18 protein-coding genes are annotated in these 22,938 nt (G+C 67.2%); 4 read left to right on the top strand and 14 right to left on the bottom strand.

What is annotated here, in order from left to right; translation table 11 throughout:
- The first annotated feature begins 4 nt into the window (after positions 1–4).
- From sfnG to E2F48_RS13270, 3 genes are read left to right on the top strand one after another with little or no spacing between them, the layout of a single operon-like run.
- Positions 5–1,159 carry a dimethylsulfone monooxygenase SfnG gene (gene sfnG / locus E2F48_RS13280; RefSeq protein ID WP_133404438.1) on the top strand — a complete coding sequence of 385 codons (1,155 nt, stop codon included), beginning with the start codon at positions 5–7 and terminating at the stop codon, positions 1,157–1,159.
- Positions 1,159–2,544: an O-acetylhomoserine aminocarboxypropyltransferase/cysteine synthase family protein gene (locus E2F48_RS13275; RefSeq protein WP_246018984.1), complete on the top strand. Its 1,386-nt coding sequence runs from the start codon at positions 1,159–1,161 to the stop codon at positions 2,542–2,544. The genes sfnG and E2F48_RS13275 overlap by 1 nt, the downstream gene beginning before the upstream one ends.
- Entirely contained in the window at positions 2,541–3,035 is a 495-nt protein-coding gene (locus E2F48_RS13270) for a CoA-binding protein (RefSeq protein WP_133404437.1), read from the top strand. Before E2F48_RS13275 ends, E2F48_RS13270 begins: the two co-directional genes overlap by 4 nt.
- 1,121 nt (positions 3,036–4,156) lie before the next feature.
- Here the strand turns inward: E2F48_RS13270 and E2F48_RS13265 are convergent.
- From E2F48_RS13265 to E2F48_RS13205, 13 genes are all read right to left on the bottom strand, one after another.
- On the bottom strand, positions 4,157–4,711 hold the full coding sequence (locus E2F48_RS13265) for an RNA polymerase sigma factor (protein WP_133404436.1): 555 nt from the start codon (positions 4,709–4,711) through the stop codon (positions 4,157–4,159).
- 311 nt (positions 4,712–5,022) lie between these two features.
- On the bottom strand, positions 5,023–6,258 hold the full coding sequence (mmsB, locus tag E2F48_RS13260) for a multiple monosaccharide ABC transporter permease (RefSeq protein WP_133404435.1): 1,236 nt from the start codon (positions 6,256–6,258) through the stop codon (positions 5,023–5,025).
- Between the two features lie 5 nt (positions 6,259–6,263).
- A complete protein-coding gene (mmsA, locus tag E2F48_RS13255) occupies positions 6,264–7,793 on the bottom strand; it encodes a multiple monosaccharide ABC transporter ATP-binding protein (RefSeq protein WP_133404434.1) in 1,530 nt (509 codons plus the stop codon).
- 94 nt (positions 7,794–7,887) lie between these two features.
- Positions 7,888–9,006, bottom strand: a complete 1,119-nt coding sequence (gene chvE / locus E2F48_RS13250) for a multiple monosaccharide ABC transporter substrate-binding protein (protein ID WP_133404433.1) — start codon at positions 9,004–9,006, stop codon at positions 7,888–7,890.
- A gap of 53 nt (positions 9,007–9,059) precedes the next feature.
- On the bottom strand, positions 9,060–10,574 hold the full coding sequence (gene araA, locus E2F48_RS13245) for an L-arabinose isomerase (protein ID WP_133404432.1): 1,515 nt from the start codon (positions 10,572–10,574) through the stop codon (positions 9,060–9,062).
- Positions 10,574–11,296: an L-ribulose-5-phosphate 4-epimerase gene (locus E2F48_RS13240; RefSeq protein WP_133404431.1), complete on the bottom strand. Its 723-nt coding sequence runs from the start codon at positions 11,294–11,296 to the stop codon at positions 10,574–10,576. The genes araA and E2F48_RS13240 overlap by 1 nt, the downstream gene beginning before the upstream one ends.
- The gene (araB, locus tag E2F48_RS13235; protein WP_246019029.1) at positions 11,293–12,957 is read right to left on the bottom strand and encodes a ribulokinase; all 1,665 of its coding nucleotides are present in this window, start codon (positions 12,955–12,957) and stop codon (positions 11,293–11,295) included. The genes E2F48_RS13240 and araB overlap by 4 nt, the downstream gene beginning before the upstream one ends.
- A gap of 308 nt (positions 12,958–13,265) precedes the next feature.
- Positions 13,266–14,309, bottom strand: coding sequence for a LacI family DNA-binding transcriptional regulator (locus tag E2F48_RS13230; RefSeq protein WP_133404429.1), 1,044 nt, complete (start codon positions 14,307–14,309; stop codon positions 13,266–13,268).
- A 79-nt stretch (positions 14,310–14,388) separates the two neighbouring features.
- On the bottom strand, positions 14,389–15,930 hold the full coding sequence (gene arfA, locus E2F48_RS13225) for an arabinosylfuranosidase ArfA (protein WP_281274805.1): 1,542 nt from the start codon (positions 15,928–15,930) through the stop codon (positions 14,389–14,391).
- Between the two features lie 76 nt (positions 15,931–16,006).
- On the bottom strand, positions 16,007–16,930 hold the full coding sequence (locus E2F48_RS13220) for a carbohydrate ABC transporter permease (protein WP_133404428.1): 924 nt from the start codon (positions 16,928–16,930) through the stop codon (positions 16,007–16,009).
- Positions 16,931–17,875: a carbohydrate ABC transporter permease gene (locus E2F48_RS13215; protein ID WP_133404427.1), complete on the bottom strand. Its 945-nt coding sequence runs from the start codon at positions 17,873–17,875 to the stop codon at positions 16,931–16,933. It abuts the gene before it with no gap.
- Positions 17,876–17,955: 80 nt separating this feature from the next.
- Complete coding sequence (locus E2F48_RS13210) at positions 17,956–19,296, bottom strand: ABC transporter substrate-binding protein (protein WP_133404426.1); 1,341 nt, start codon at positions 19,294–19,296, stop codon at positions 17,956–17,958.
- Positions 19,297–19,584: 288 nt separating this feature from the next.
- On the bottom strand, positions 19,585–20,595 hold the full coding sequence (locus E2F48_RS13205; protein WP_133404425.1) for a LacI family DNA-binding transcriptional regulator: 1,011 nt from the start codon (positions 20,593–20,595) through the stop codon (positions 19,585–19,587).
- Positions 20,596–20,770: 175 nt separating this feature from the next.
- Between E2F48_RS13205 and E2F48_RS13200 the strand changes: the two genes are divergently transcribed.
- Positions 20,771–22,096: an FAD-binding protein gene (locus E2F48_RS13200; RefSeq protein WP_133404424.1), complete on the top strand. Its 1,326-nt coding sequence runs from the start codon at positions 20,771–20,773 to the stop codon at positions 22,094–22,096.
- Between the two features lie 15 nt (positions 22,097–22,111).
- On the opposite strand, the gene E2F48_RS13195 is transcribed toward E2F48_RS13200, so the two are convergent.
- On the bottom strand, positions 22,112–22,918 hold the full coding sequence (locus tag E2F48_RS13195) for a carbon-nitrogen hydrolase family protein (protein ID WP_133404423.1): 807 nt from the start codon (positions 22,916–22,918) through the stop codon (positions 22,112–22,114).
- Positions 22,919–22,938 lie beyond the last annotated feature (20 nt).

Raw genomic sequence — 22,938 nt, 5'->3', positions numbered from 1 at the left:
AATAATGAGCACTGCCGATTTTTCGCAACCCCTGAAGTTCGCCTACTGGGTGCCGAACGTGAGCGGCGGGCTGGTCGTCTCAACGATCGAACAGCGCACCGGCTGGGACTTCGAGTACAACCGGAAGCTTGCGCGGATCGCCGAGGACGCCGGGTTCGAGTACGCGCTGTCCCAGACCCGGTATGCGGCGTCCTACGGGGCCGATAAGCAGCACGAAGCGACGGCCTTCTCCCTGGCCCTGCTCGCGGCGACGGAGAAACTGAAGGTCATTGCGGCCGTCCACCCGGGTATGTGGCATCCGGGAGTGCTCGCGAAGTTCATCATCACCGCCGACGCCATCTCCAACGGCAGGGCGGCGGTCAATATTGTCTCGGGCTGGCTGAAGAGCGAGTTCACCGGCTTCGGCCTCCCCTGGCTGGAGCACGACGAAAGGTACGTGCGCACCGAGGAGTTCATCCGCGTCCTGCGGGGCCTGTGGACCGAGCAGCACTACACGCAGGCCGGAAAGTACTACAACATCACCGACTTCACCCTGAGCCCTGCGCCCGTCGAGGTGCCCGGGCGGGCGCACCCTGAGATCTTCTTCGGCGGGAATTCGACGGCGGCGCAGGCCACCGCAGGCCGGGTGGCCGACTGGTACTTCTCCAACGGCAAGGATCTCGAGGGCTTCCGGGAGAACATCGCCGGCGTGCGGGCCTCGGCTGCCGCCGCCGGGCGGCACCCGCGGTTCGGGCTCAACGGGTTCGTGATCGCCCGGGACTCCGAGAAGGAGGCCCGCGAGACCCTCCGTGAAATCGTCGCCAAGGCGCACCGGCCGGCCGTTGAAGGGTTCCGGGACGCGGTCCAGGAGGCCGGCCCTTCCACCCATGACGGCAAGGGTATGTGGGCGGACTCCAGCTTCGAGGACCTGATCCAGTACAACGACGGCTTCCGCACCCAGCTGATCGGCACGCCCGAGCAGATCGCCGAGCGGATCATCGAATACAAGAAGCTGGGCGTGAACCTGATGCTCACCTGCTACCTGCACTTCCAGGAGGAGGTCGAGGCGTTCGGCCGGGATGTCCTGCCGATCGTCCGCTCGCTCGAGGCGGACCTCGCGGACCGGGCCGGCGTCGACTTCCACCTCCCCACCCCCTCAACCGTGAAAGCAGGGCTCTGATGGCTGAGCGAACCTTTGGATTCCGGACCCGGGCGCTCCACGCCGGCGGTACCCCCGATGCGGCGCACGGCGCCCGCGCCGTCCCCATCTACCAGACGACGTCGTTCGTCTTTAAAGACACCAATGACGCCGCCAGCCTCTTCGCGCTCCAGAAGTACGGCAATATCTACTCCCGGATCGGCAACCCCACGGTCGCGGCGTTCGAGGAGCGCATCGCCTCCCTCGAGGGCGGCATCGGCGCGGTGGCGACGGCGTCGGGCATGAGCGCCGAGTTCATCACCTTCGCCGCACTGTGCCAGGCCGGTGACCATATCGTCGCCGCCTCCCAGCTGTACGGCGGAACGGTGACGCAGCTCGACGTCACGCTGCGGCGCTTCGGCATCGACACGACCTTCGTATCCGGGACGGATCCGGTGGACTATGCGGCCGCCATCCGGCCGAACACGAAGGCCGTCTATGCGGAGGTCATCGCCAATCCCTCCGGCGAGATTGCCGACATCGAGGGCCTCGCGGCGGTGGCCCACGACGCAGGGGTGCCGCTGATCATCGATTCGACCCTCAGCACCCCCTACCTCATCCGGCCGATCGAGCACGGCGCGGACATCGTAATCCACTCGGCCACCAAGTTCATCGGCGGCCACGGGACGACCTTGGGCGGCGTCGTCGTCGAGAGCGGGAAGTTCAACTGGGGCAACGGCAAGTTCCCGGGCATGACCGAGCCCGTTCCCTCCTACGGGAACATCCAGTGGTGGGCGAACTTCGGTGAATACGGCTTCCTCACGAAGCTGCGCACCGAGCAGCTGCGCGACATCGGGCCGTCCCTGTCGCCGCAGTCGGCCTTCCAGCTGCTGCAGGGCGTTGAAACCCTTGCCCAGCGGCTCGATGAGCACCTGTTGAACGCCAAGGCCGTCGCCGAATGGCTGCAGGCCGACCCGCGCGTGGCCTACGTCAACTACGCCGGGCTGCCCAGCCACCCGCACCACGGGCGGGCGGGAAGGTACCTGCCCCAGGGGCCGGGATCGGTGTTCAGCTTCGGCATCCGCGGCGGACGCGAAGCCGGCCAGCGGTTCATCGAGGCGCTGCAGCTCGCATCCCACCTGGCGAACGTGGGGGACTCGCGCACGCTCGTGATCCACCCCGGGTCGACGACCCACCAGCAGCTCTCGCCCGAGCAGCTCGCCGCGGCGGGCATCCCCGAGGACCTGGTCCGCATCTCCGTAGGCCTTGAGGACCTCGAGGACATCCTGTGGGACCTCGACCAGGCACTGACCGAAGCCGTCGAGCGCGACGGCTCCGCCTCCCTGCCACAGGTACCCACGGAGGCCGGCACCGGCAGTTCCGTCGACGGGCAGGCCCCGACGTGCGCGGTGGGGGTCGGGGCATGAGCGCGGCAGAGCGGACGTGGGAAGGTCCCTCCGCGCCGGAGCGGCTGGCCCTGCTGCGCGGCACGAAGTCGGTGGCGATCGTCGGGGCCTCGGACAAGCCCTCGCGCGCCTCGTACTTCGTGGCGACCTACCTTCAGTCCTCGTCGCCATACCGGCTGTACTTCGTCAATCCCGTGGCCACGCAGATCCTGGGCCAGCCGGCGTATGCCTCCCTCGCCGACCTTCCAGAGGTTCCCGACGTGGTCGACGTCTTCCGCAAACACGACGATCTCCCCTCGGTGCTAGAGGAAACCCTCGACGTCGGAGCCCGGACGCTGTGGCTGCAGCTCGGGTCCTGGCACGAGGACGTGGCCCGGCGGGCCGAGGGCGCAGGGCTATCGGTGGTGATGGACCGGTGCCTGAAGATCGAGCATGCCCGCTTCCACGGCGGGCTGAACCTCGCCGGGTTCAACACCGGTGTCCTCTCCTCGAAGCGGCAGGTCCTCTCCTGACAGGGGCGCTGGCTCCGGCGACGGCGAGGGCAGCTCCGACGGCAATGGCTCCTGCGCTAGCTCCGGTTCTGACGGTTTCAGCTCCGGCTCAGGCGTAGCCGGACCCGGGGCCAAAGGATCAAGGTCGAGCCCGCCCCCGGTTTCCCGCCCTCCCGGCGTAGGCGGTTCCGCCCGGCGATCGGCGCCCGGATCTACTCCGGCCGGACGTTTCCGCACCCACTCCGGTCCCGTCCCGGGCGCCTCAGGCTCCGGTCCGGCTTCTTGGCCGGTGCCTTGTCCGTTTTCGGGTGCAGCAGGCCGCGGCTTGGCCGGCTTCGCCTTCGTCGGCTCGGGCTTCGACGGATGCGACCCCGCCGGCTTCGGCCCCGTTGGTTTCATTTCCGTCGGCTGGGATTCCGCAGGCTTGGACTCCGACTTGGATTCCGCGGGCCCGGATTTCTCCGGCTTCGGTCGTGGGTTGAGATTCTCCTGGTGCCCCGCCTCCGGCGCTGGAGACGAACGGTCGGGCACCGCTTCAGGGGTGGCGCCTTCCCGACCGGCGCCCGTTCCACCGGAGGAGGGGCGGGTCGGTTCACGCCCTGGTTCGGTGGTCCCGGCGGCTGCTGCGGCTTCCGTCCCGGTCTGCCCGGTGACTCCCGCCGCCTCCGTCCCCATGGGCCCGGCAGCACCGGCGGCTCCGCTTCGACCGGCGGCGTTCTGGGCCGGCCCGCCTCCGGGGGCGGTGATGGCCGGCAGGTCCGACGGCGACGGCTGATGCGGAGGGTCGACCGGTACGGTGCCCGCCGCCACGTCACCCGACCGGCCCATGACGGAATGCACAGCACTGCCGAGGTCGTCCGCGAAGGTCCCCGGCCCGGCGGCGACGCCGGACATGCCCAGGCCCATCGAGACAGCAAGGGTGCCGCCGATGATTGGACCCCGCAGCCGCTTCCGGCGTCCGCCGTCTGGCGCATCCGCTGGAGCAAAAAAGGCAAGAAGGTCCGCTCCCGGAGCGGGAGCCGGCCGGTCCCCCAGGCTCTTGACGCATCCCAGCGCCCCGAGCAGCTCCGGAGCCACGGGCAGCGCTGCCTCATCGAAAAGCCGGGAAAGGCCCTCGTCATCGGCCGGTGGCTTGCCCGCCGTCATGACGCCTCTTTCTGGTTAAGTTCCACAAGTTCCTTCAGGCGGAGCAGCCCCCGCCGCTGTAGCTGCTTGATCGAGCCTGTCGACCTGTCCATGACATCCCCGACCTGCTCAAGTGTGAGCCCGGCAACGATGCGCAACAGCAGGACCTCCCGGTGCTCGTCCTTGAGCGCCGCCAGGAGTTCCTCGACATTGCCTTCACCGAACCGGTCGAGAGCTACGGATTCGGCCGACGCGCTGGTGCGGGAATCGGTTTCCGGCTCGTACCCGGTCAGCACGGGCCCGCGCGCCTTCCTGCGGACCTCATCGACCCACCGGGCATGGGCGACCGAGAAGACGAACGTCCGCAGCGCCCCCGGCCCGCCCTGGAGCGAAGTGACCTTGGTGAAGACAGTGAGGAAGACCTCCTGGGTCAAGCCCTCCGGATCCTCCGCACCCCTGCCCGAGAAGTAGCCGAGCACCAGCGGGCTGAGCTGGGAGTAGATCCATTCAAAGCCTGCCGGGTCTCCCTGCTGAGCGCGTGTGAGCGCGTCGTCGGGCAGCATGCGGACCATGGATTTCCTTGCAGCAGTGGATGGAGAAGTCAGCTTATCCGCTGGGGTGCCAGACGGAGTGGAAGCCTGCCGCTCCCCGGCGGGCGCGTCGCACTGCGCGCAAGGCCTGTCCGCGTGCCCCAGCCGGATGGGATCGGCCGGCAATGGGCCGGGCCGCACCGACTGAACTGCGGTGGCCGGCCGGAGGGACGGGACGCGGCCCCCAAAAGAAAGGCCGCACCGAGACTCTATGGGGGATAAGCCTCGGTGCGGCACTTACACACAGGTAATCGTCGGCGGTGCCGCAAAGGTTACGCGGCCCGCCGGTTTTTTTATTTGAGTGCGCTCGACGCACGCCGCTTGTTGAAGACGTCGAAGCCAACGGCCAGCAGGAGCACCATTCCCTTGATGAACTGCTGGTAGTCACTCCCCACCCCGAGCAGGGACATGCCGTTGTTGAGCACACCCATGATGAGCCCGCCCGTGATGGCGCCGATCACCGTTCCCACCCCTCCGGTGACCGCCGCTCCGCCGATAAAGGCTGCGGCGATCGCGTCGAGCTCGAAGAGGTTTCCGGCACCGGGACCCGCCGAGTTGAGGCGGCCCGTGAAGATCAGCCCCGCCAGCGCGGCGAGCACACCCATGTTGACGAACAGGTAGAAGTCGATCTTCTTGGTGTTGACCCCCGAGAGCTGTGCTGCCTGGAGGTTGCCGCCCCGGGCATAGATGTGGCGGCCGAAGACGCTGTTGCCCATCACTGCGCTGTAGGTCACCACCAGGAGTCCCAGCACCACGAGGACGATGGGGGTTCCGCTGCGCGAGCTGGCCAGCAGGTAGGTCAGGCCGAGGATGACGACGGCGCCGAAGGCGAGCTTCGTCGCGAACCAGGCCATGGGTTCGTCATCGAGCTTCAGCTTGGCGCGCGTCGCCCTTCCGCGCAGCTGGCTGCCGATGAGCAGCCCGGCGGCGAGGAGGCCGAGGCCCACGGTGGTCCAGTCGAGGATGTTCGTGTCGGCCGGGAAAAGTCCGGGGAACAGAAACCCGCCGCCAAGCTGCCGGTACTCGGCGGGGAACCCCGTGATCCGCCGGTTTTCGAGGGTGATCTGCGTGAGCCCGCGGAAAACAAGCATTCCAGCGAGGGTCACGATGAACGCGGGGATCCCCATGTAGGCGACCCAGAATCCCTGCCACGCCCCGACCAGGCCGCCGATGACGAGCGAGGCGGTGAAGGCGAGCCACCAGGGCAGGTTCCAGTCCTGGATCATGATGCCGGACATGGCGCCCACGAATGCGGCGACGGAGCCCACGGAGAGGTCGATGTGCCCGGCGACGATAATCATCACCATGCCGATCGCGAGCAGCAGGATGTAGCTGTTCTGCACGATGATGTTGGAGACGTTGTCCGGCTGCAGCAGCTTTCCGGCGGTCAGCAGCTGGAACAGCGTAACGATCACCAGGAGCGCTACGAATATGCCGATCTGCCGGAGCCTGCTCGCAAGGAACCTTCCCGCATCGGTCAGTGTGGGCGCCGCGGGCTTGAGAACGGCGTCGGTAAGGGTCGAAGCCATGGGGTTCAGTCCTTTTCCTTTGTCATGTGCTGCATGAGGAGCTCGGGCGTCGCCTCGCCTATCGGTACCTCGGCGGTGATCGAGCCCTCGGCGAGGGTGTAGATGCGGTCGCAGATGCCAAGCAGTTCCGGCAGCTCCGAGGAGATGACGACCACCGCCTTACCCTGGGCCGCAAGCGAATTGATGATCGTGTAGATCTCGTACTTGGCGCCGACGTCGATCCCGCGCGTGGGCTCATCGAGGATGAGCACATCCGGATCGGCGAACATCCACTTGGAGAGCACCACCTTCTGCTGGTTCCCTCCCGAGAGCTTCCCCGTCACGGAGGTGACCGAGGGCGCCTTGATGTTCATCGAGGTCCGGTATCCCCCGGCCACGACCGCTTCGCGGCCGCTGTCGACCCAGCCGCGACGGGCGAGCTTGCCCAGCGCGGCGCCGGAGATATTGCGCTTGATGTCGTCGAGGAGGTTCAGCCCGTACCGCTTGCGGTCCTCGGTGGCGTAGGCGATGCCGTGGCGGATGGCCTCGCTGACAGTGCGGACCGAGATTTCCTTTCCGTCCTTGTACAGCTTTCCGGAGATGTTCGAGCCGTAGCTGCGCCCGAAGATGCTCATGGCAAGTTCGGTCCGTCCGGCGCCCATCAGGCCCGCGACGCCGACGATCTCCCCGGCCCGCACGCTGAGGTTCGCGCGGTCGACGATGACCCGCGAGTGCTCCTGCGGGTGGTGCACGGTCCAGTCTTCGACCCGAAGGATTTCGGCTCCGATCGAGGGCTTGCGCTCCGGGTAGCGGTTCTTCAGCTCGCGGCCGACCATGCCCTTGATGATGCGGTCCTCGGTGACCGAACCATCGTGGAGGCTCAGCGTCTCGATGGTCCTGCCGTCGCGCAGGATCGTCACGGAGTCGGCGATGGCGCGGATCTCATTGAGCTTGTGGCTGATGATGATGGAGGTGACCCCTTCATCACGCAGCCCCTTCACCAGGCCCAGCAGGTGCGCGGAGTCCTCGTCATTGAGCGCGGCTGTCGGTTCATCGAGGATGAGCAGCTTCACGTTCTTCGACAGCGCCTTGGCGATCTCCACGAGCTGCTGCTTGCCGACCCCGATATCGCCGGCCCGCACCACCGGATTGAGCGTCAGCCCGACGCGCTTGAGCAGCTTGGCGGCCTCGACATTGGTTTCATTCCAGTCGATGAAGCCCCGGCTCGAGCGCTCGTTGCCAAGGAAGATGTTCTCAGCGACGGAGAGGTACGGCGACAGCGCCAGCTCCTGGTGAATGATCACGATGCCACTGTGCTCGCTGTCCTTGATGTCCTTGAAGGAGACGGCTTCGCCGTCGAATCGAATGTCGCCCTCGTAGGTGCCGTGCGGGTAGACGCCGGACAGCACCTTCATGAGGGTCGACTTGCCTGCGCCGTTCTCACCGCAGATCGCATGGACCTCACCCCGCGACACCGCGAGGTTGACGTCGGAGAGGGCCTTGACCCCGGGGAACGTCTTGCTGATCCCACGCATCTCAAGAATGTGCTCGGTCATTGAGCGTCCTTTGGAAGTTTGAGTGATTCGATGTGCTGAACAGCAGGCCGGGCGGCATCACCACCGCCCGGCACTGTGCTTGGTTCGGGCCGTGCTACTTCAGGTCGTCTTCGGTGTAGTAGCCGGTTTCGACCAGGCTCTTCTCGTAGTTGTCCTTGGTGACGATCTCCGATTCGAGCAGGTAGGAGGGAACGATCTTCTCGCCGTTGTCGTAGGTCTCCTCGTCGTTGACCTCCGGCTCCTCGCCCTTCATCAGCGAATCGACCATGGTGACGGCGCGCTTGCCGAGTTCCCGGACGTCCTTGAAGATCGTCGAGTACTGCTCGCCGGCCATGATGGACTTCACCGAGCCGACCTCGGCGTCCTGGCCTGTGACCACGGGGAGGTCGTCCTTGGAGTACCCGCCGGAGGTCAGGGCCGAAATGATGCCGATGGACAGACCGTCGTAGGGCGAGAGGACGCCGTCGAGGCGCTTGCCTTCGCCGACGGTCAGCAGGTCCTCCATGCGGTCCTGGGCGGTGTCGGGGAGCCAGCGCAGGATCGCGGCCTGCTCGAAGTCGGTCTGGCCGCTGGGGACCGTCAGCACGCCGCTGTCGAGGTGGGGCTGAAGGACCTCCATGGCACCGTCCCAGAAGAAGGTGGCGTTGTTGTCGTCGGGGCTTCCGGCGAAGAGCTCGACGTTGAAAGGCCCCTTCTCGCCGGTTTCCTCGCCGTTTTCGTCGAGCACGCCGAGCCCGGTCAGCAGGGAGGTCGCCTGCTGGACGCCGACCTCGAAGTTGTCGAACGTCGTGTAGTAGTCGACGGTCTCAGAGCCGTTGATCAGGCGGTCATAGGCGATGACGGGGATGTCCTGCGATTCGGCGGTGTCGAGGACGCTGGTGAGGGTGGTGCCGTCGATCGAGGCGATCACGAGGGCCTTCGCGCCGCCGTTGATCATGTTTTCGATCTGGGAGACCTGGGTGGGGATGTCGTCGTTCGCGTACTGGAGGTCGACCTCGTAGCCGAGTTCCTCGAGCTGGCTCTTGACGTTCTCGCCGTCGGCGATCCAGCGTTCGGACTGCTGGGTCGGCATCGCGACGCCGATCTTGGCGCCTTCGTTCGAGCCTCCGCCGCCTTCTGCTTCGGCGCTCGCGCCGCGGCTGCCGCCGCAGGCGCTCAGGCTGAGCGCGAGCACGCCGGCTGCGGCGATGCCCTTGAGGAAGTTCTTGTTCATCGGGGTTTCCCTTTCGTCGGCCCGGGCGCCGTCGCCCGGGGTTGCTGCGGTGATTACAGTTTTGAGGCGAGCCGGTAGTAGGCCGCGTTCCAGCGCAGTTCGCGCTGGAATTCCCGCAGGGTCGTCGAGTCGTCGATGCGCAGGAGTTCTGTTTCGGCGATCACGGCGAAGTCCTCGAAGACGTCGAGTCCGACCGCCGTGCTGAGCACCGTGTGGTGGGCGGCACCGGCGCTGAGCCAGGCCGCGGCCGAGGTCGCGAGGTCCGGAGCGGGTTTCCAGACGGCCCGGGCCACCGGAAGGTTCGGCAGCGGCGCGTCAGGGGGTACGACGTCGACGGCGTTGGCGGTGAGCCGGAAGCGGTCGCGCATGTCGGAGAGGGCGACGACGACGCCGGGTCCGGGGTCGGTGTCGAACACGAGCCGGACCGGGTCCTCCCGGCCGCCGATGCCCAGGGGGTGCACCTCGAGGGAGGGACGCGCCGTGGTCAGGGTCGGGCAGATCTCGAGCATGTGGGCGCCGAGGATCTTCTCCTCCCCCGGGACGAGGTGGTAGGTGTAGTCCTCCATCAGCGAGGCGCCGCCGGGCAGGCCTGCACCCATGACCTTCGCGGCGCGCACCAGGACAGCGGTCTTCCAGTCGCCTTCGGCGCCGAAGCCGTAGCCCTTGGCCATGAGCCGCTGCACGGCGAGGCCGGGAAGCTGGCGCAGGCCGCCGAGGTCCTCGAAACTCGTCGTGAAGGCGCCGAAGCCGCCGGCTTCGAGGAAGGCGAGAAGGCCCAGTTCGAGGCGGGCGCCGTAGCGCAGCGATTCGTGGCGATCGCCGCCGCGCAGCAGAACAGGTGCGACGTCGTAGCTTTCCTCGTATTCGGCGACGAGCTCGTCGATGAGGTGCTCCGGCTGGGCGTCGACCACCTCGACGAGGTCGTTAACGCCCCAGGTGTTGATCGAGACGCCGAAGCGCAGTTCGGCCTCGGTCTTGTCCCCCTCGGTGACGGCGACGTTGCGCATGTTGTCGCCGAAGCGGGCGACCTTCAGTTCGTGAACGGCGGCCCAGCCGGCGCAGGCGCGCTGCCAGCTTGAGACCTGGGCGGTGACGGCGGGATTGGTGACGTGCCCGACGACGGTCTTGCGGGGCACGCCGAGCCGCGACTGGATGTACCCGAACTCGCGGTCGCCGTGGGCGGCCTGGTTAAGGTTCATGAAGTCGAAGTCGATTGTGGCCCAGGGCAGGGCGACGTTGATCTGGGTGTGCAGGTGGAGCAGCGGCTTGCGCAGAGCATCGAGGCCGGCAATCCACATCTTGGCGGGGCTGAAGGTGTGCATCCAGGCCATGACCCCGATCGCGCCGTCGGCCGCATTGGCCTCCAGTGCCATCCTGCGGATCGAATCCGAGTCCTTGAGGGTGGGTTTCCAGACGACCTTCACGGGCAGTCCCGAGTCGTTGAGGATCTTCACGATCTCCTGGGACTGCGTCTCCACCTGGGCGAGGGTCTCCTCGCCGTAAAGGTCCTGGCTGCCGGTGAGGAACCAGATCTCGTAGCTGTCGAGGGTGGTGCTGAGGGGGGCCATCAGTTTGCTCCTGCTGTGGTTGAGGCCGGTGCGGGCTGGCCATAGACGTTCTGGTAGCGGTCGAACAGGGAATCGACGTGCGTTGCGGCGATCGCCGTCGGCTCTCCCAGCTGGCGGGAGAGATGCACGGTGCGGGCGACGTCTTCGAGCATGACGGCGGCCTTGACGGCATCGCGGGCGTCCTTGCCGATGGTGAAGGGGCCGTGGTTCTTCATCAACACGGCCCGCGACCGGTGCCCTGCCAGGGTTTCGACGATGCCCCTGCCGATGGAGTCATCACCGATGACGGCGAACGGGCCGACCGGCACCTCTCCGCCGAACTCGTCGGCCATCGCCGTGAGGACGCAGGGGATCGCCTCGCCGCGGGCCGCCCAGGCGGTGGCGTAGGTCGAGTGGGTGTGGACCACCCCGCCCACCTCGGGAAGATGCCGGTACACATAGGCGTGGGCGGCCGTGTCACTCGAGGGTGAACGTTCACATCCCGCGGTTCCCGCGACGACGGTGCCATCGAGCGTGCAGAGGATCTGGTTGTCGGCGGTGAGCTCGTCGTAGCCGACCCCGCTGGGCTTGATGACGAACAGGTCCGCTCCGGGGACGCGGCCCGAGACGTTGCCGCCCGTCCACACGACCAGCCCGTAGCGCACGAGTTCGGCGTGCAGGTCGGCGACCTCCTTGCGGGTGCGGGCGATTGCCTCCTCAAGGGCGGCACTGTTGTCGTTCATGCCGACACCGCCTGCACCGAGGAAACCGAAAGGGCGGAGCGCCGCATCGCCTTGAGCCTGCGCATCACGTTATTGCCGCCGCGGCCGAAGTAGTCGTGAAGCTCCCGGTACTCGGCGTACAGCGCGGTGTAGGCCTCGGCCCTGCCGGGATCGGGGGTGAACGCCGCCCGCTGCAGGCGGCCCATCGCCCCGGCGGCTGCGGAGATGTCCGGGTACTCTCCCGCGGCGACAGCGGCATGGATGGCGGAGCCGAGCGCCGGGCCCTGGGCGCTGCCGATGACGGAGATGGGCAGATTCAACACGTCCGCGTAGGTCTGCATCAGGAAGGAGTTCCGGATGAGCCCACCTGCCGCCACGAATTCGGTCACCGGGACGCCTGAGTCGTTGAAGGCCTCGACGATCCTCCGGGTGCCGAAGGCCGTCGCCTCAAGGAGCGCCCGGTACACCTCGTGCGGTGCGGTGGCGAGGGTCAGCCCCACGACCAGGCCGGAGAGCTCGTGGTCGACGAGGACCGAACGGTTGCCGGAGTGCCAGTCGAGGGCGATCAGGCCCGAGGCGCCGACGGGTTCGTGCCGGGCCCGCTCGGTCAGGTACTCGTGCACGCTGAGTCCTGTCCGTGCCGCCTCCGCGGAGACGTCCGCGGGAACCTGGTTCTCGACGAACCAGGCGAAGATGTCTCCCACCCCCGACTGTCCGGCCTCGTAGCCGTACAGTCCCTCGACGATCCCGCCGTCGACGACGCCGCACATCCCGGGGACCTCCCGGAGCGCCTCGGAGTTCATCACGTGGCAGGTCGAGGTTCCCATGATGGCGACCATCTGACCGGGGTCGGTGGCCTGCGCCGCGGGCGCGGTGACGTGGGCGTCGACATTGCCCACTGCGACGGCGATGCCCTCCGGGAGCCCGGTCCAGCCGGCGGCCTCCGCGGAGAGTGTGCCGGCGGCGGAGGCGAGCGCACCGATGGGGTGCTCGACCTTATCCTCGGCGAAGGAGGCGAAGTCCGGGTTCAGCGCCGAGAGGAATTCCCGGGAGGGGTAGGCGCCGTCCTGGAGGATGCCCTTGTAGCCTGCGGTGCAGGCGTTGCGGACGTAGCGGCCGGTCAGCTGCCAGACAATCCAGTCGGCGGCTTCAACCCAGTGGTCCATGCGGGAGTAGAGCTCGGGGTCCTCCTCGAGGAGCTGCAGTCCCTTGGCGAACTCCCATTCGCTGGAGATCAGCCCGCCGTACCGGGGCAGCCAGGTTTCACCGCGCTGCCGGGCGAGTTCGTTGATGCGGTCGGCCTGGCCCTGTGCGGCGTGGTGCTTCCAGAGCTTCACGTAGGCATGGGGACGGGAGGCGTACCCGGGCAGTTCATTGAGCGGGGTGCCGTCGGCGGTGGTGGGGATCATCGTGCAGGCAGTGAAGTCCGTTCCCACGCCGACGACGTCCTCGGGTGGGATGCCGGCGTCGCGCACCGCTGCGGGGACGGCGGTGCGGAGCACCTCGACGTAGTCCGCGGGCACCTGCAGCGCCCAGTCGGGGGGAAGCGGTGCGCCGGTGGTGGCAAGGACCGTGTCCATGACGGCGTGCGGGTATTCGGTAACTGCCGAACCGACCTCGGCGCCATCGCTCACGCGCACCACGACGGCACGGCCGGAGAGCGTGCCGTAGTCGATGCCGATGACGTACTTGTCACTGCTGCCCTGCCGAGGGCGGGACGCCGGGAAGCCGGGCGCCGCGTGCGGGACGGGGGGAAGGGTGGGGGACGCTTCACTCACTGGAAAAACCTCATTGTCTTCGGGTGGTACTGGTGGATGACGGACAGTCGACCTGCTCGGCGGCATCTATGTGAACGGTCACATCCACTGTTCGTGCCACGATACATGCGCGTTGCCGGGTAGGGTCGGGATAGGTGGGTAACGGTTTGGTAACAGGAGGGCGGGCATCTCCCGCGGCCCTGTGGTCGGAGGTCCGGCCGGGAAGCCGGGTCTCAGTCGGTCCGGGCGGCCACGGGAGCCGTCGAACCGCGGATGATCAGTTCCGGGACGACATCGCCCGGCGACAGGGAGGGTTCTCCGACGAGCAGTCCCAGTAGGGCGGCGACGCAGCGCCGGCCAAGCTCCGGGAAATCCTGGCGCACCGTGGTGAGCGGCGGCAGGTAGTGCGCGGCTTCCGGGATGTCGTCGAATCCTACGACGCTCACGTCCTGCGGAACCCGGAGGCCCGCCTCGGCGAGCGCGTGGACCATGCCGAGCGCCATCTGGTCGTTTGAGGAAAACACGGCGCTGAAGGAGCGTCCCGCCATGAGCTTTTTCCCGATGCGGTATCCCGACTCCGCGGTCCAGTCCCCCTCCGGAGCCTCCAGTGCCGGCACCTGCCAGGCAGCCATCTCCTCCCGGTACCCCTGGAGCCGCGCCGCGGTCTCCACCCAACCCTCGGGACCGGCCAGGTGGAGGATCGAGCGGTGCCCCAGTTCCAGCAGGTGGCGTGTCGCGAGGCGCGCGCCACTGAGCTGGTCGACCGAGAGGCGGTGGTCGACGAAGCGGCCCGTCGAGTGGACCGTCACGAAGGGCAACCGGATCGAGAGGTCCTCGATTACCTTCAGCGACCGTGACTGGGGGGCGAGGATGACGAGGCCTTCGACGGCGTGGTCCATCAGGCGGTCCAGGGCCGCGACGATCGAGTCGCGGTCGGTTCCTTCGAGGTTGGCGATGTCGATCGAATAGCCGGCGTCGGCCGCTGCTGCCTCGATCGCCTGAAGGCTCGCCGCCGGCCCGTATTCCAGGCCGTTGGACACCAGGACCCCGAGGATCCGGGACCGGCTGGTCACCAGGGCGCGCGCCGCGCGGTTGGGCCGGAAGGCAAGCTGCTCCATCGCCTCGACAACCCGCTGCCGGGTCTCCTCGCGCAGGCTCGGATGGCCGTTGATGACCCGGGAGACCGTTTGATGGGAGACGCCGGCAGCGCGCGCCACATCGCGGATGTTCGCCCCGCGTGGGGGCCGCACCGCTTCCCCGGAGTTATTTCCCGTCATTGCGGAAACGCTACTGCACACCGGCGATGCGGAGCACCCCCGGACCCGGCCCCTGCGGACCGGCCCGTGGAGGCAGCCATCACCGGGCGAGGGCCAGCGCGGTCCAGGACACCGGGGGCAGCGTCACGGTGACCGTGGAGCCCGAGACCGAGGCGGTGTCGTTGGAAACGAGGCCGACCCGCTCCGGCTCCTGCAGGGTGTTTGCCGCATAGAAGTCCTCGTCGGCGAGGGTGTGTGCCTCGATCAGCCGGAGCGACTCCAGGCCCGCGGAATCGATCGTCACAGTGGCTTCCTCGGTCTGCGACCGGTTCACCAGGAAGACCGCCGCCGTGCCGGCGCCGGCGTCGTGGGTTGCCACCGCGTCGACGAGCGGCACGGTGCCGTAGACAGCCGTGTCATAAGTGCCGGCGTCGAGCTTCACCTCAAGCACCGACCCCTGGGCCAGCCGGGAGGTGAGGGCGAAGGGGTAGAAGGTGGTCTGGCGCCAGGCCGGCCCGCCCGGCTCGGTCATGATGGGGGCGATCACGTTCACCAGCTGGGCCAGGGAGGCAGAGGTGACACGGTCCGCGTGCTTGAGCAGGGAGATCAGGAGATTGCCGAACACGACGGCGTCCGCGACGGAGTAGCGGTCTTCAAGCAGGCGCGGCGCCACCGGCCAGTTGTCGATGCCCTCGATCTTGTCCACACCGTGGTAGCGCTCGATGTACCAGACGTTCCATTCGTCGAAGGAAATGTTGATGGTCTTGCTGCTGCCGCGGACCGCCTTGACGTGGTCCGCCGTCGCGACGACCGATTCGATGAAGCGGTCCATGTCGACGGCCGAGGCGAGGAACGAGCCGAGGTCGCCGTTCTTCTCCTCGTAGTAGGCGTGGCAGGAGATGTAGTCGACGTCGTCGTAGGCGTGGGTGAGCACCGTCCGCTCCCACTCCCCGAAGGTGGGCATGGAGGCGCTTGAGGAGCCGCAGGCGACGAGCTCAACCGAGGGATCGAGCTGGCGCATGGCCTTTGCGGTCTGGGAGGCGAGCTTCCCGTAGTCCTCGGCGGACCGGTGGCCGAGCTGCCAGGGGCCGTCCATCTCGTTGCCGAGGCACCACATCTTTACCCCGAACGGGTCCGCCTTGCCGTTGCCCATCCTGCGGTCGGCGAGCGCGGTTCCCTTGTCGATGTTCGTGTACTCGAGCAGGTCGAGCGCTTCGAGGGTGCCGCGGGTTCCGAGGTTCACTGCGAGCATGAGTTCGCTGCCGACCTTCTCCAGCCATGAGGAGAACTCGTGGAGGCCCACCTGGTTGGTTTCGGTGGAGTGCCAGGCGAGGTCGAGCCGGACGGGCCGGTCCTCGCGGGGGCCGACGCTGTCTTCCCAGCGGAAGCCCGAGACGAAGTTTCCGCCTGGGTAGCGGATCGCCGAGACGCCGAGTTCCTGGACGAGGGCGATGACGTCCTCACGGAACCCTTCGGAGTCTGCCGTGGCATGGCCGGGCTCGTAGATGCCGTCGTAGACGCAGCGGCCGAGGTGTTCGACGAAGGAGCCGAAGAGGCGGCGGTTGATGGGCCCGACCGTGAAGTGGGGATCGAGGGTGAGGTGTGCTGTATTCACTGATGGGGTGGTCACTGAGTCGTTCATGAAATCCCTTTCGGGGTCGGTGGACCGGCTGGCCGGCCGCGGGTTTGGAGGAAGCGCCGGGAAAGCTGGAGGCCCGCTATTTGAGGGAGCCCAGCGAAAGGCCGCCCTGCCAGTACTTCTGGAGTGACAGGAAGGCGATGATGAGCGGCAGGATGGAGATGAAGGCACCCGTGACGATCAGGTTCCAGACCTGCTCCCCGCCGGCGCCGGCGTTGGACAGCGCCTGCCAGTTGTTGAGGCCAACGGTGACGGGCAGCAGCAGCGGGTCGCTGAGGACTGCCAGCGGCAGGAAGAAGTTGTTCCAGGTGCCCACGACCGAGAGCAGGAGCACCGTCACGATGGCCGGGCGGAGCAGCGGCAGCGAGACCTGGAAGAAGGTCCGCAGTTCACCGGCCCCGTCGACCCGGGCGGCATCGAGGAGTTCGTCGGCGATGGCCTCCTGGGTGTACACCCTCATCAGGTAGACGCCGAAGGGGCTGAGCAGCGACGGCAGGATGACGGCCCAGATGGTGTTGATCAGGCCGATTTCGCTGAGCAGGACGAAGGTGGGGATCACGAGTGCCGTCATGGGAACCATCACCGCCCCCAGCAGGAGCGCGAAGAAGGCGTTCCGGCCCCGGAAGCGGTATTTCGCGAAACCGTAGCCGGCGAGCACCGAAAGGATGGTTGCTCCCACTCCGCCGGAGAGGGCGTAGAGGAACGAGTTGCCCAGCCAGCGCCAGTAGATTCCGTCCTGGTGCTGGAAGAGTCCGGCGATATTGTCGAAGAAGCTGAAGCTGTCATCGAACCAGAGCGGGCCGCCGCTTCCGGTGAAGAGCCCGGCCGTGTCCTTGGTGCTCGCAACGGTGAGCCACCAGAGCGGGGTGATGAAGTAGATCACGAGGACCAGCAGGAAGATGTGCGAACCGATCCGGCGCCCGCCGGTCCGCCCGGCACGCACTGCACGGGTCCGGCGCACATCCCCGTCGGGTACCGCGGGGGTTGAGGTTACAAGTGCCATTTATTTCAGTCCGCTCTGCTTGCGGGTCAGGAAGAGGAAGAAGTAGGAGCCGATGAACACCACGATGCCGAGCGCGAAGGAAATCGCGGAGGCGTAGTTGAACTGGCTGTAGGAGAAGGCCAGCGAGTAGGCGTACATATTGGGGGTGTAGGACACCGGGATGGCTCCCTGCGCCACGGCCCGGAGGACCTGGGGCTCGGTGAAGAACTGGAGGGTTCCAATGAGGGCGAAGATCAGCACCATCACCATCGATGAGGCGATCATCGGGACCTTCACACGCAGCGCGATCTGCAGGCCCGAGGCGCCGTCCAGCACTGCCGCCTCGTAGATTCCCGGGTCGATCCCGCGGAGCGCCGCGTAGATGATGATCATGTAGTACCCGGCCCACTGCCAGGTCACGATGTTCACGAGGGAGGCGAAGATGCTGCCTTGGGCCAGGAAGTCCGGGGAATCCAGCCCCAGGAGCCCGAACAGGTCGCCGGCCGGCCCGAAGCGCGGGCTGTAGAGGAAGCCCCACATCAGGGCCCCGATCACCACGGGGATGGCGTAGGGGACGAAGATCAGCAGCCGGGAGAACTTCGAGGCCCAGGTCGAGAGGTTGTCCAGGACGAGGGCCGCGGCGAGCGCCACGAGCATCTGCGCTGGGATCATGATCAGTGCGAACCTGCCCACGCGCAGCAGGCCGCCGAGGAAGATCGGATCCGTGAAGGCCTTGGCGTAGTTGTCGAACCAGACGAAGTTGGTGCCGGTGGCCAGCGTGCTGGTCATCAGGCTCATCTGGAAGGCGTAGAGCAGGGGAAGGATCAGGAAGGCGAGGAAGACGACGGCGAAGGGTGCCACGAACAGCCAGCCCCAGCGCTGGCGTCGGCGGTCTTTGAGGTCGGGGCGGGTTTTCCGGGGAGTGCTCGGCGGCCTGGCCGTGACGGGCGCGATGGTAGTAGCCATTGTCGGTGAATCCTTTGGGTTGGGCCGTGCTGGCGGGGCGTCCTGCTGCCGGAGCGGGCGGCAGCAGGACGCCGGTCCTTCTACTTCAGGGTGAAGCCCTGTTCCTTGGCGTACTGCTCAAGGCTCGCCTGGAGGTCATCGAGCGCCTTGCTGCCGTCCTTCTCCCCCTGCACCATGGCGTAAAGCTGCTCGGTCAGCTGGTCATAGGCGTAGTTCTGGAACGGGCTGAAGGTCGCGCCTTCGTAGCCTGCCGCCGCCTCGAGGAAGACGTCCTCGTTGACCTTCTGCCCGCCGAAGAACGGGTACTCGGTCTGGGCGAACTCCTCGGACTCGAGGACGGGGGTGTAGGAGGGGAACAGCGCGCTCTCCTCGACTCCGATCTTCCAGGCCTCGTCGGTCCCCAGGATCTCCTTGGCGACCTTCGCCGAAAGCTCCTTGTCCTTCGCCTGGCTCGTCACCGCGAAGGTCGATCCACCCCAGTTGACCTGGACCGGTGCCGCGGCATCCCACTGCGGCAGTGGCGCCGCACGCCAGACCGCGTCCTCGTCCGCGTCGGAGAGGCCCTGCAGGTAGCCAGGCCCCCACGCCGCTGCCAGGTACACGGCGTAGGTGCCGTCGACGAGGCTTGTGTTGTAGTCGGCCGTGAAGGCGTCATCGGTGGTGACGAGGCCCTTCTTCACCAGCGAATCCCAGTACTCGAGGACTTCCTTGGAGCCGGCGTCGTTGACGTTGATGCCGATCTCGGTGGGTTTCGTGGAGTCGTACTCGAAGGGCACCGACCCGTTCTGGGCGAACAGGGCCTGGCTGAAGGCCCGGCCGTTCGTCGGGAAGTTCGTCAGGACGCCCTCCCCGCCGGCGTCCTTCAACTGCTGGGCCGCAGTGGCGAACTCGTCCCAGGTCTTCGGAACGGCGATACCGTGCTTTTCGAAGAGGTCCTGACGGTAGATCATGCCCATGGGGCCGCCGTCGACCGGAATTGCGTAGACGGCGTCGCCGCTGGTGACGTCCTTCCACGCTCCCTCCGTGTAGTTGTCCTTGACCTCGGCGGCGCCGTACTCCGACAGGTCAACGAGCGCATCCCGGATGGAGAAGCTTGAGAGCACCTCGGATTCGAGCATGATCACATCCGGGGCGCCGGAGCCCGATTCGATGGCGGTGGAGAACTTCGTGTATTCGTCATTTCCCTGGCCGGCATTGGTCCAGCACACCTGGACGTCGTCATTGGTTTCGTTGAAGGTGTCAACGATCTGCTCGAAAGCCGGGTACCAGGCCCACACCGTCACCTGCGGGGCCTCTTTGTTGACGATGGTGTTGGTGCAGGACGCCTTGGCCGCGGATTCTCCGCCTCCTGCCGAGCATCCGGTCAGGGCCAGGCCTGCGGCAGCGGCAAAGCCGGCCATGGAAAGGATTGGAGCTTTCATGATGTGTGTCCTCTCGCGGTTCTCAGCCACCGTGGCACCGCCGGAAGCGGGAAGCCAGGATGCTGCGGGGAGGAGGATCAGCCCGGGAAGCAGCTGGATCCCAGCGCCCGTTCGAATCTCCCTTGATTCGGACCGTTGCCACCCCGATCCACCGCCGGTGCCGGCGGGGGAACCAGCGGGCGGCTCCGATTTACATCGTTATAGGTAAACGATGTAGAAGAAGCATGCCGAGTGCCGGTGGGAGCTGTCAAGGGCAGCGCCGTAATTCATTTTCCGCGGGTCGGAAGATCAGGACGCGGTGGATTCCCGCTCCACAACGCGGAACTGCGCCTGGATCTCCCGGGGAGCCAATCCGCTGCGCGGATCGGCGATCCGTTCAGCGAGGACGGCCACCGCCGTTTCGGCGATCTCCGTCCGGCCCGGGTCGATCGTTGAGAGGGTCGGAAGAGAGTACTGGGCTTCGTCAAGGTCGTCGAAACCGATGACCGCGACGTCCCGGGGGATGCGCCGTCCGCTCTCCTGGAGCACCCGCATCGCACCCAGCGCCAAGGTGTCGTTCAGCCCGAACACCGCGTCGAAGTCCACCCCTGTGGACAGCAGCTCGCGCATAGCTGTGGCGCCATTGGCACGGTGCCACAGAGTCGTGTGCGCGATGAGGGCCGGGTCGTAGGGAACTTCCGCAGCCTCGAGCGCATTGCGGTAACCCTGCAGCCGGAGTCCGGCGGATCCGATCACCTCCCCTTCGTGGGCGCCGACGACGGCGATCCGGCGCCTGCCTTTCGACAGTAGATGGTCGGTGGCCGCTCGGGCCGCCTCAACATTGCGCATTGTGACGTGGTCGGTCGGCCCGCCGAAGATGCGCTCTCCCAGCAGCACGAGCGGAAACCCGACCGAAAGGCTCTCCGCGTCCTCGTTCGCCATGCCCAGCGGGCTGAACAGGAGCCCGTCGGTCAGCTGCAGGCGCGGGCTGGCGAGCAGTTCCAGTTCCCGGTCCCGGTCACCTCCGGTCTGCTCAATCAGGACCTTGAGCCCGCGGGCCTCCGCCGCCCGGATGACGGCGTCAGCGAGTTCGGCGAAGTAGGAGAGGGAAAGCTCCGGCACCGCAAGACCCAGGACACCTGTCTTCCCCGAGCGCAGGCTGCGCGCCGACTGGTTGGGGCTGTAGTGGAGCATTTCGACGGCATCGAGAACCCGCTGCTTCGTGTCCGGGCGGATATGGGGGTAGTCGTTCATGACGTTCGAGACCGTCTTGATCGAGACGCCCGCAGCCTGGGCGACGTCGCGGATTGTTGCCGCCATGGGGACTCCTTCGTGCCGGCCGGCCCGGAGCCGGCGGTTGGATAGTCCGCAGTCTATAACGTTGTAGGAAAGAAGAAATGTCCCTAGAGTAGTCCGGACCTGCCACCGCACGGAGCCGGATTTCTGAGCGGGGCATCGGCGGCGGCGCCGTAGAGACGACCTGAGGACTGAGCACATGGACATCGCACACCGGAGAATCGGGCAGCCGGCCAGTGAGTACAAAACACGTGAGTACAACTGGGCCGGCAACCTGGGCTACCGGCAGGAACGCCTTGAACGGCCCACCGGGGTGGACGCCCTCCGGGAAATTGTGGCCGCGGCGTCCTCGGTGCGTGCGCTCGGCAGCCGCCATTCCTTCAACGACATCGCGGACACCACCGGCACGCTGGTATCCCTTGAGCACCTGCCCGCGGACATCAGCGTCGACGGCGCAGGGCGAACCGTGAGCGTCGGCGCGGCCACCCGCTACGGTGAACTCGCCGCCGAACTCCAGCGGCAGGGTTTCGCCCTCGGCAACCTCGCCTCCCTGCCCCACATCTCCGTCGCCGGAGCGGTCGCCACGGCAACCCACGGCTCAGGGAACGGCAACGGGAATCTTGCCACCGCTGTGGCGGCCATCGAGTTCGTCACGGCCTCCGGGGACCTGCGCACCGCGCGGCGGGGCGAAGACCCGGATTTTGAGGGCATGGTGGTGAACCTTGGGGCGCTCGGAATCATGACCCGGCTCACCCTCGACGTCGAGCCGTCCTTTCCAGTCCGCCAGGACGCCTACACCGACCTGCCGTGGGCCCGCGTGCTCGACCGCTTCGAGGAGGTCACCGGCGCCGCCTACAGCGTCAGCCTCTTCACCGACTGGGCCGGCGACACGGTCAGCCAAGCCTGGCTGAAGTCACGGACCTCCGCGGACGACGGTGCCCCGGCCGCGGAGGCGTTCTTCGGCGGGACGAGGGCAGAGGAGCCGCTGCACCCGGTCCCCGGCATGTCCCCGGTGAACTGCACGCAGCAGCTGGGCGTTCCCGGGCCCTGGTCGGACCGCCTCGCCCACTTCCGGCTCGCCTTCACCCCCAGCAGCGGAGCGGAACTGCAGTCCGAATATCTGGTCGGTTCCGAGCACGCACTGGCGGCGATCGACGCCGTCCGCTCCCTCGCCCCGAAGCTCGCACCGCTGCTCCAGATCTCGGAGATCCGCACCATGGCGGCCGATCGTCTGTGGCTCAGCGGCAACTACGGCCGGTCCGGAATCGGCCTGCACTTCACATGGAAGCCCCTGCAGGCCGAGGTCGAGGCGTTCCTGCCCGAGCTCGAGTCCAGCCTTGCCCCCTTTGCGGCCCGGCCGCACTGGGGCAAGCTGTTCACCGGGCAGGCCGGCCCGCTCGAGCGCCTGTACCCGCGCCTCGAGGATTTCAGGGCGCTGGCCGGCGCCTGGGATCCGCAGGGCAAGTTCCGCAACGGCTTCCTGGAGCGGACGGTGTTCGCCCCGGCCGCCTCCCCGGCGTCCTGAGCGGAAGCCGCGGTCCTAGTGCGCGTCGACGATCGCCTCGTTGGGCCCGAAGCGGCGGTTGCGCAGCACGGGAAGGAACTCGCGGACGTCGTCGACCCGGTGCCGGGTGACCTCCGTGGTCACGACGGCCTCGGACTCGTGTTCGAGGAAGGCGTGCGGGACGCCCATCGGGTCCAGGATGGCCGAGTGGCCGATAGTGTGGTCGCTCGAGGTGCCGGCCGCGGCGATCCAGACGGTGTTCTCGATGGCGCGGGCCTTGAGGAGGGTCTCCCAGTGCTCGATTTTGTGCTCGCCCTGGAACCAGGCCGCCGGCACGCAGATCAGGTCGGCGCCGGCGTCGGCGAGCGCCCGGGCCTGCTCGGGGAACCGGACGTCGTAGCAGGTCATCAGCCCCACGGACATCTCCCCGAGCGGCACGACGGTGAGTCCGCCGTCGCCGGGTTTGATCCGCTTTGACTCCTGATAGCTGAACGCATCGTAGAGGTGAAGCTTCCGGTAGGTGTCGGTGATCCGGCCGGTCCGGTCGATCAGCACGAGCGTGTTGTAGGGGCGTTCCTCCCCGCTCGACTCATAACCACCCGCCACGATGGCGATATCGAGTTCCGCGGCCAGGAAGGAGAGCTGCTGCACGAAGGTGCTCCAGCTGCCCTCGACGGCAGCCTGCAGCGGGCCGGTGACCTTGCCGATGCTGAACATCGACTCTTCCGGGAACACGATGAGCTCCGCACCGTCGGACCTGGCCTTCCGGGCCAGCTTCCGCATCACCTTAAGGTTTGCCTGCACGTCCCCGCTCGGCCGGAACTGCCCTACGCTGACTTTCATATTCCCCGCCTCCGCGTCGC

This window comes from Arthrobacter crusticola (assembly GCF_004357995.1).
Lineage (GTDB): Bacteria > Actinomycetota > Actinomycetes > Actinomycetales > Micrococcaceae > Arthrobacter_D > Arthrobacter_D crusticola.
This window is presented reverse-complemented; position numbering and strand designations above follow the sequence as displayed.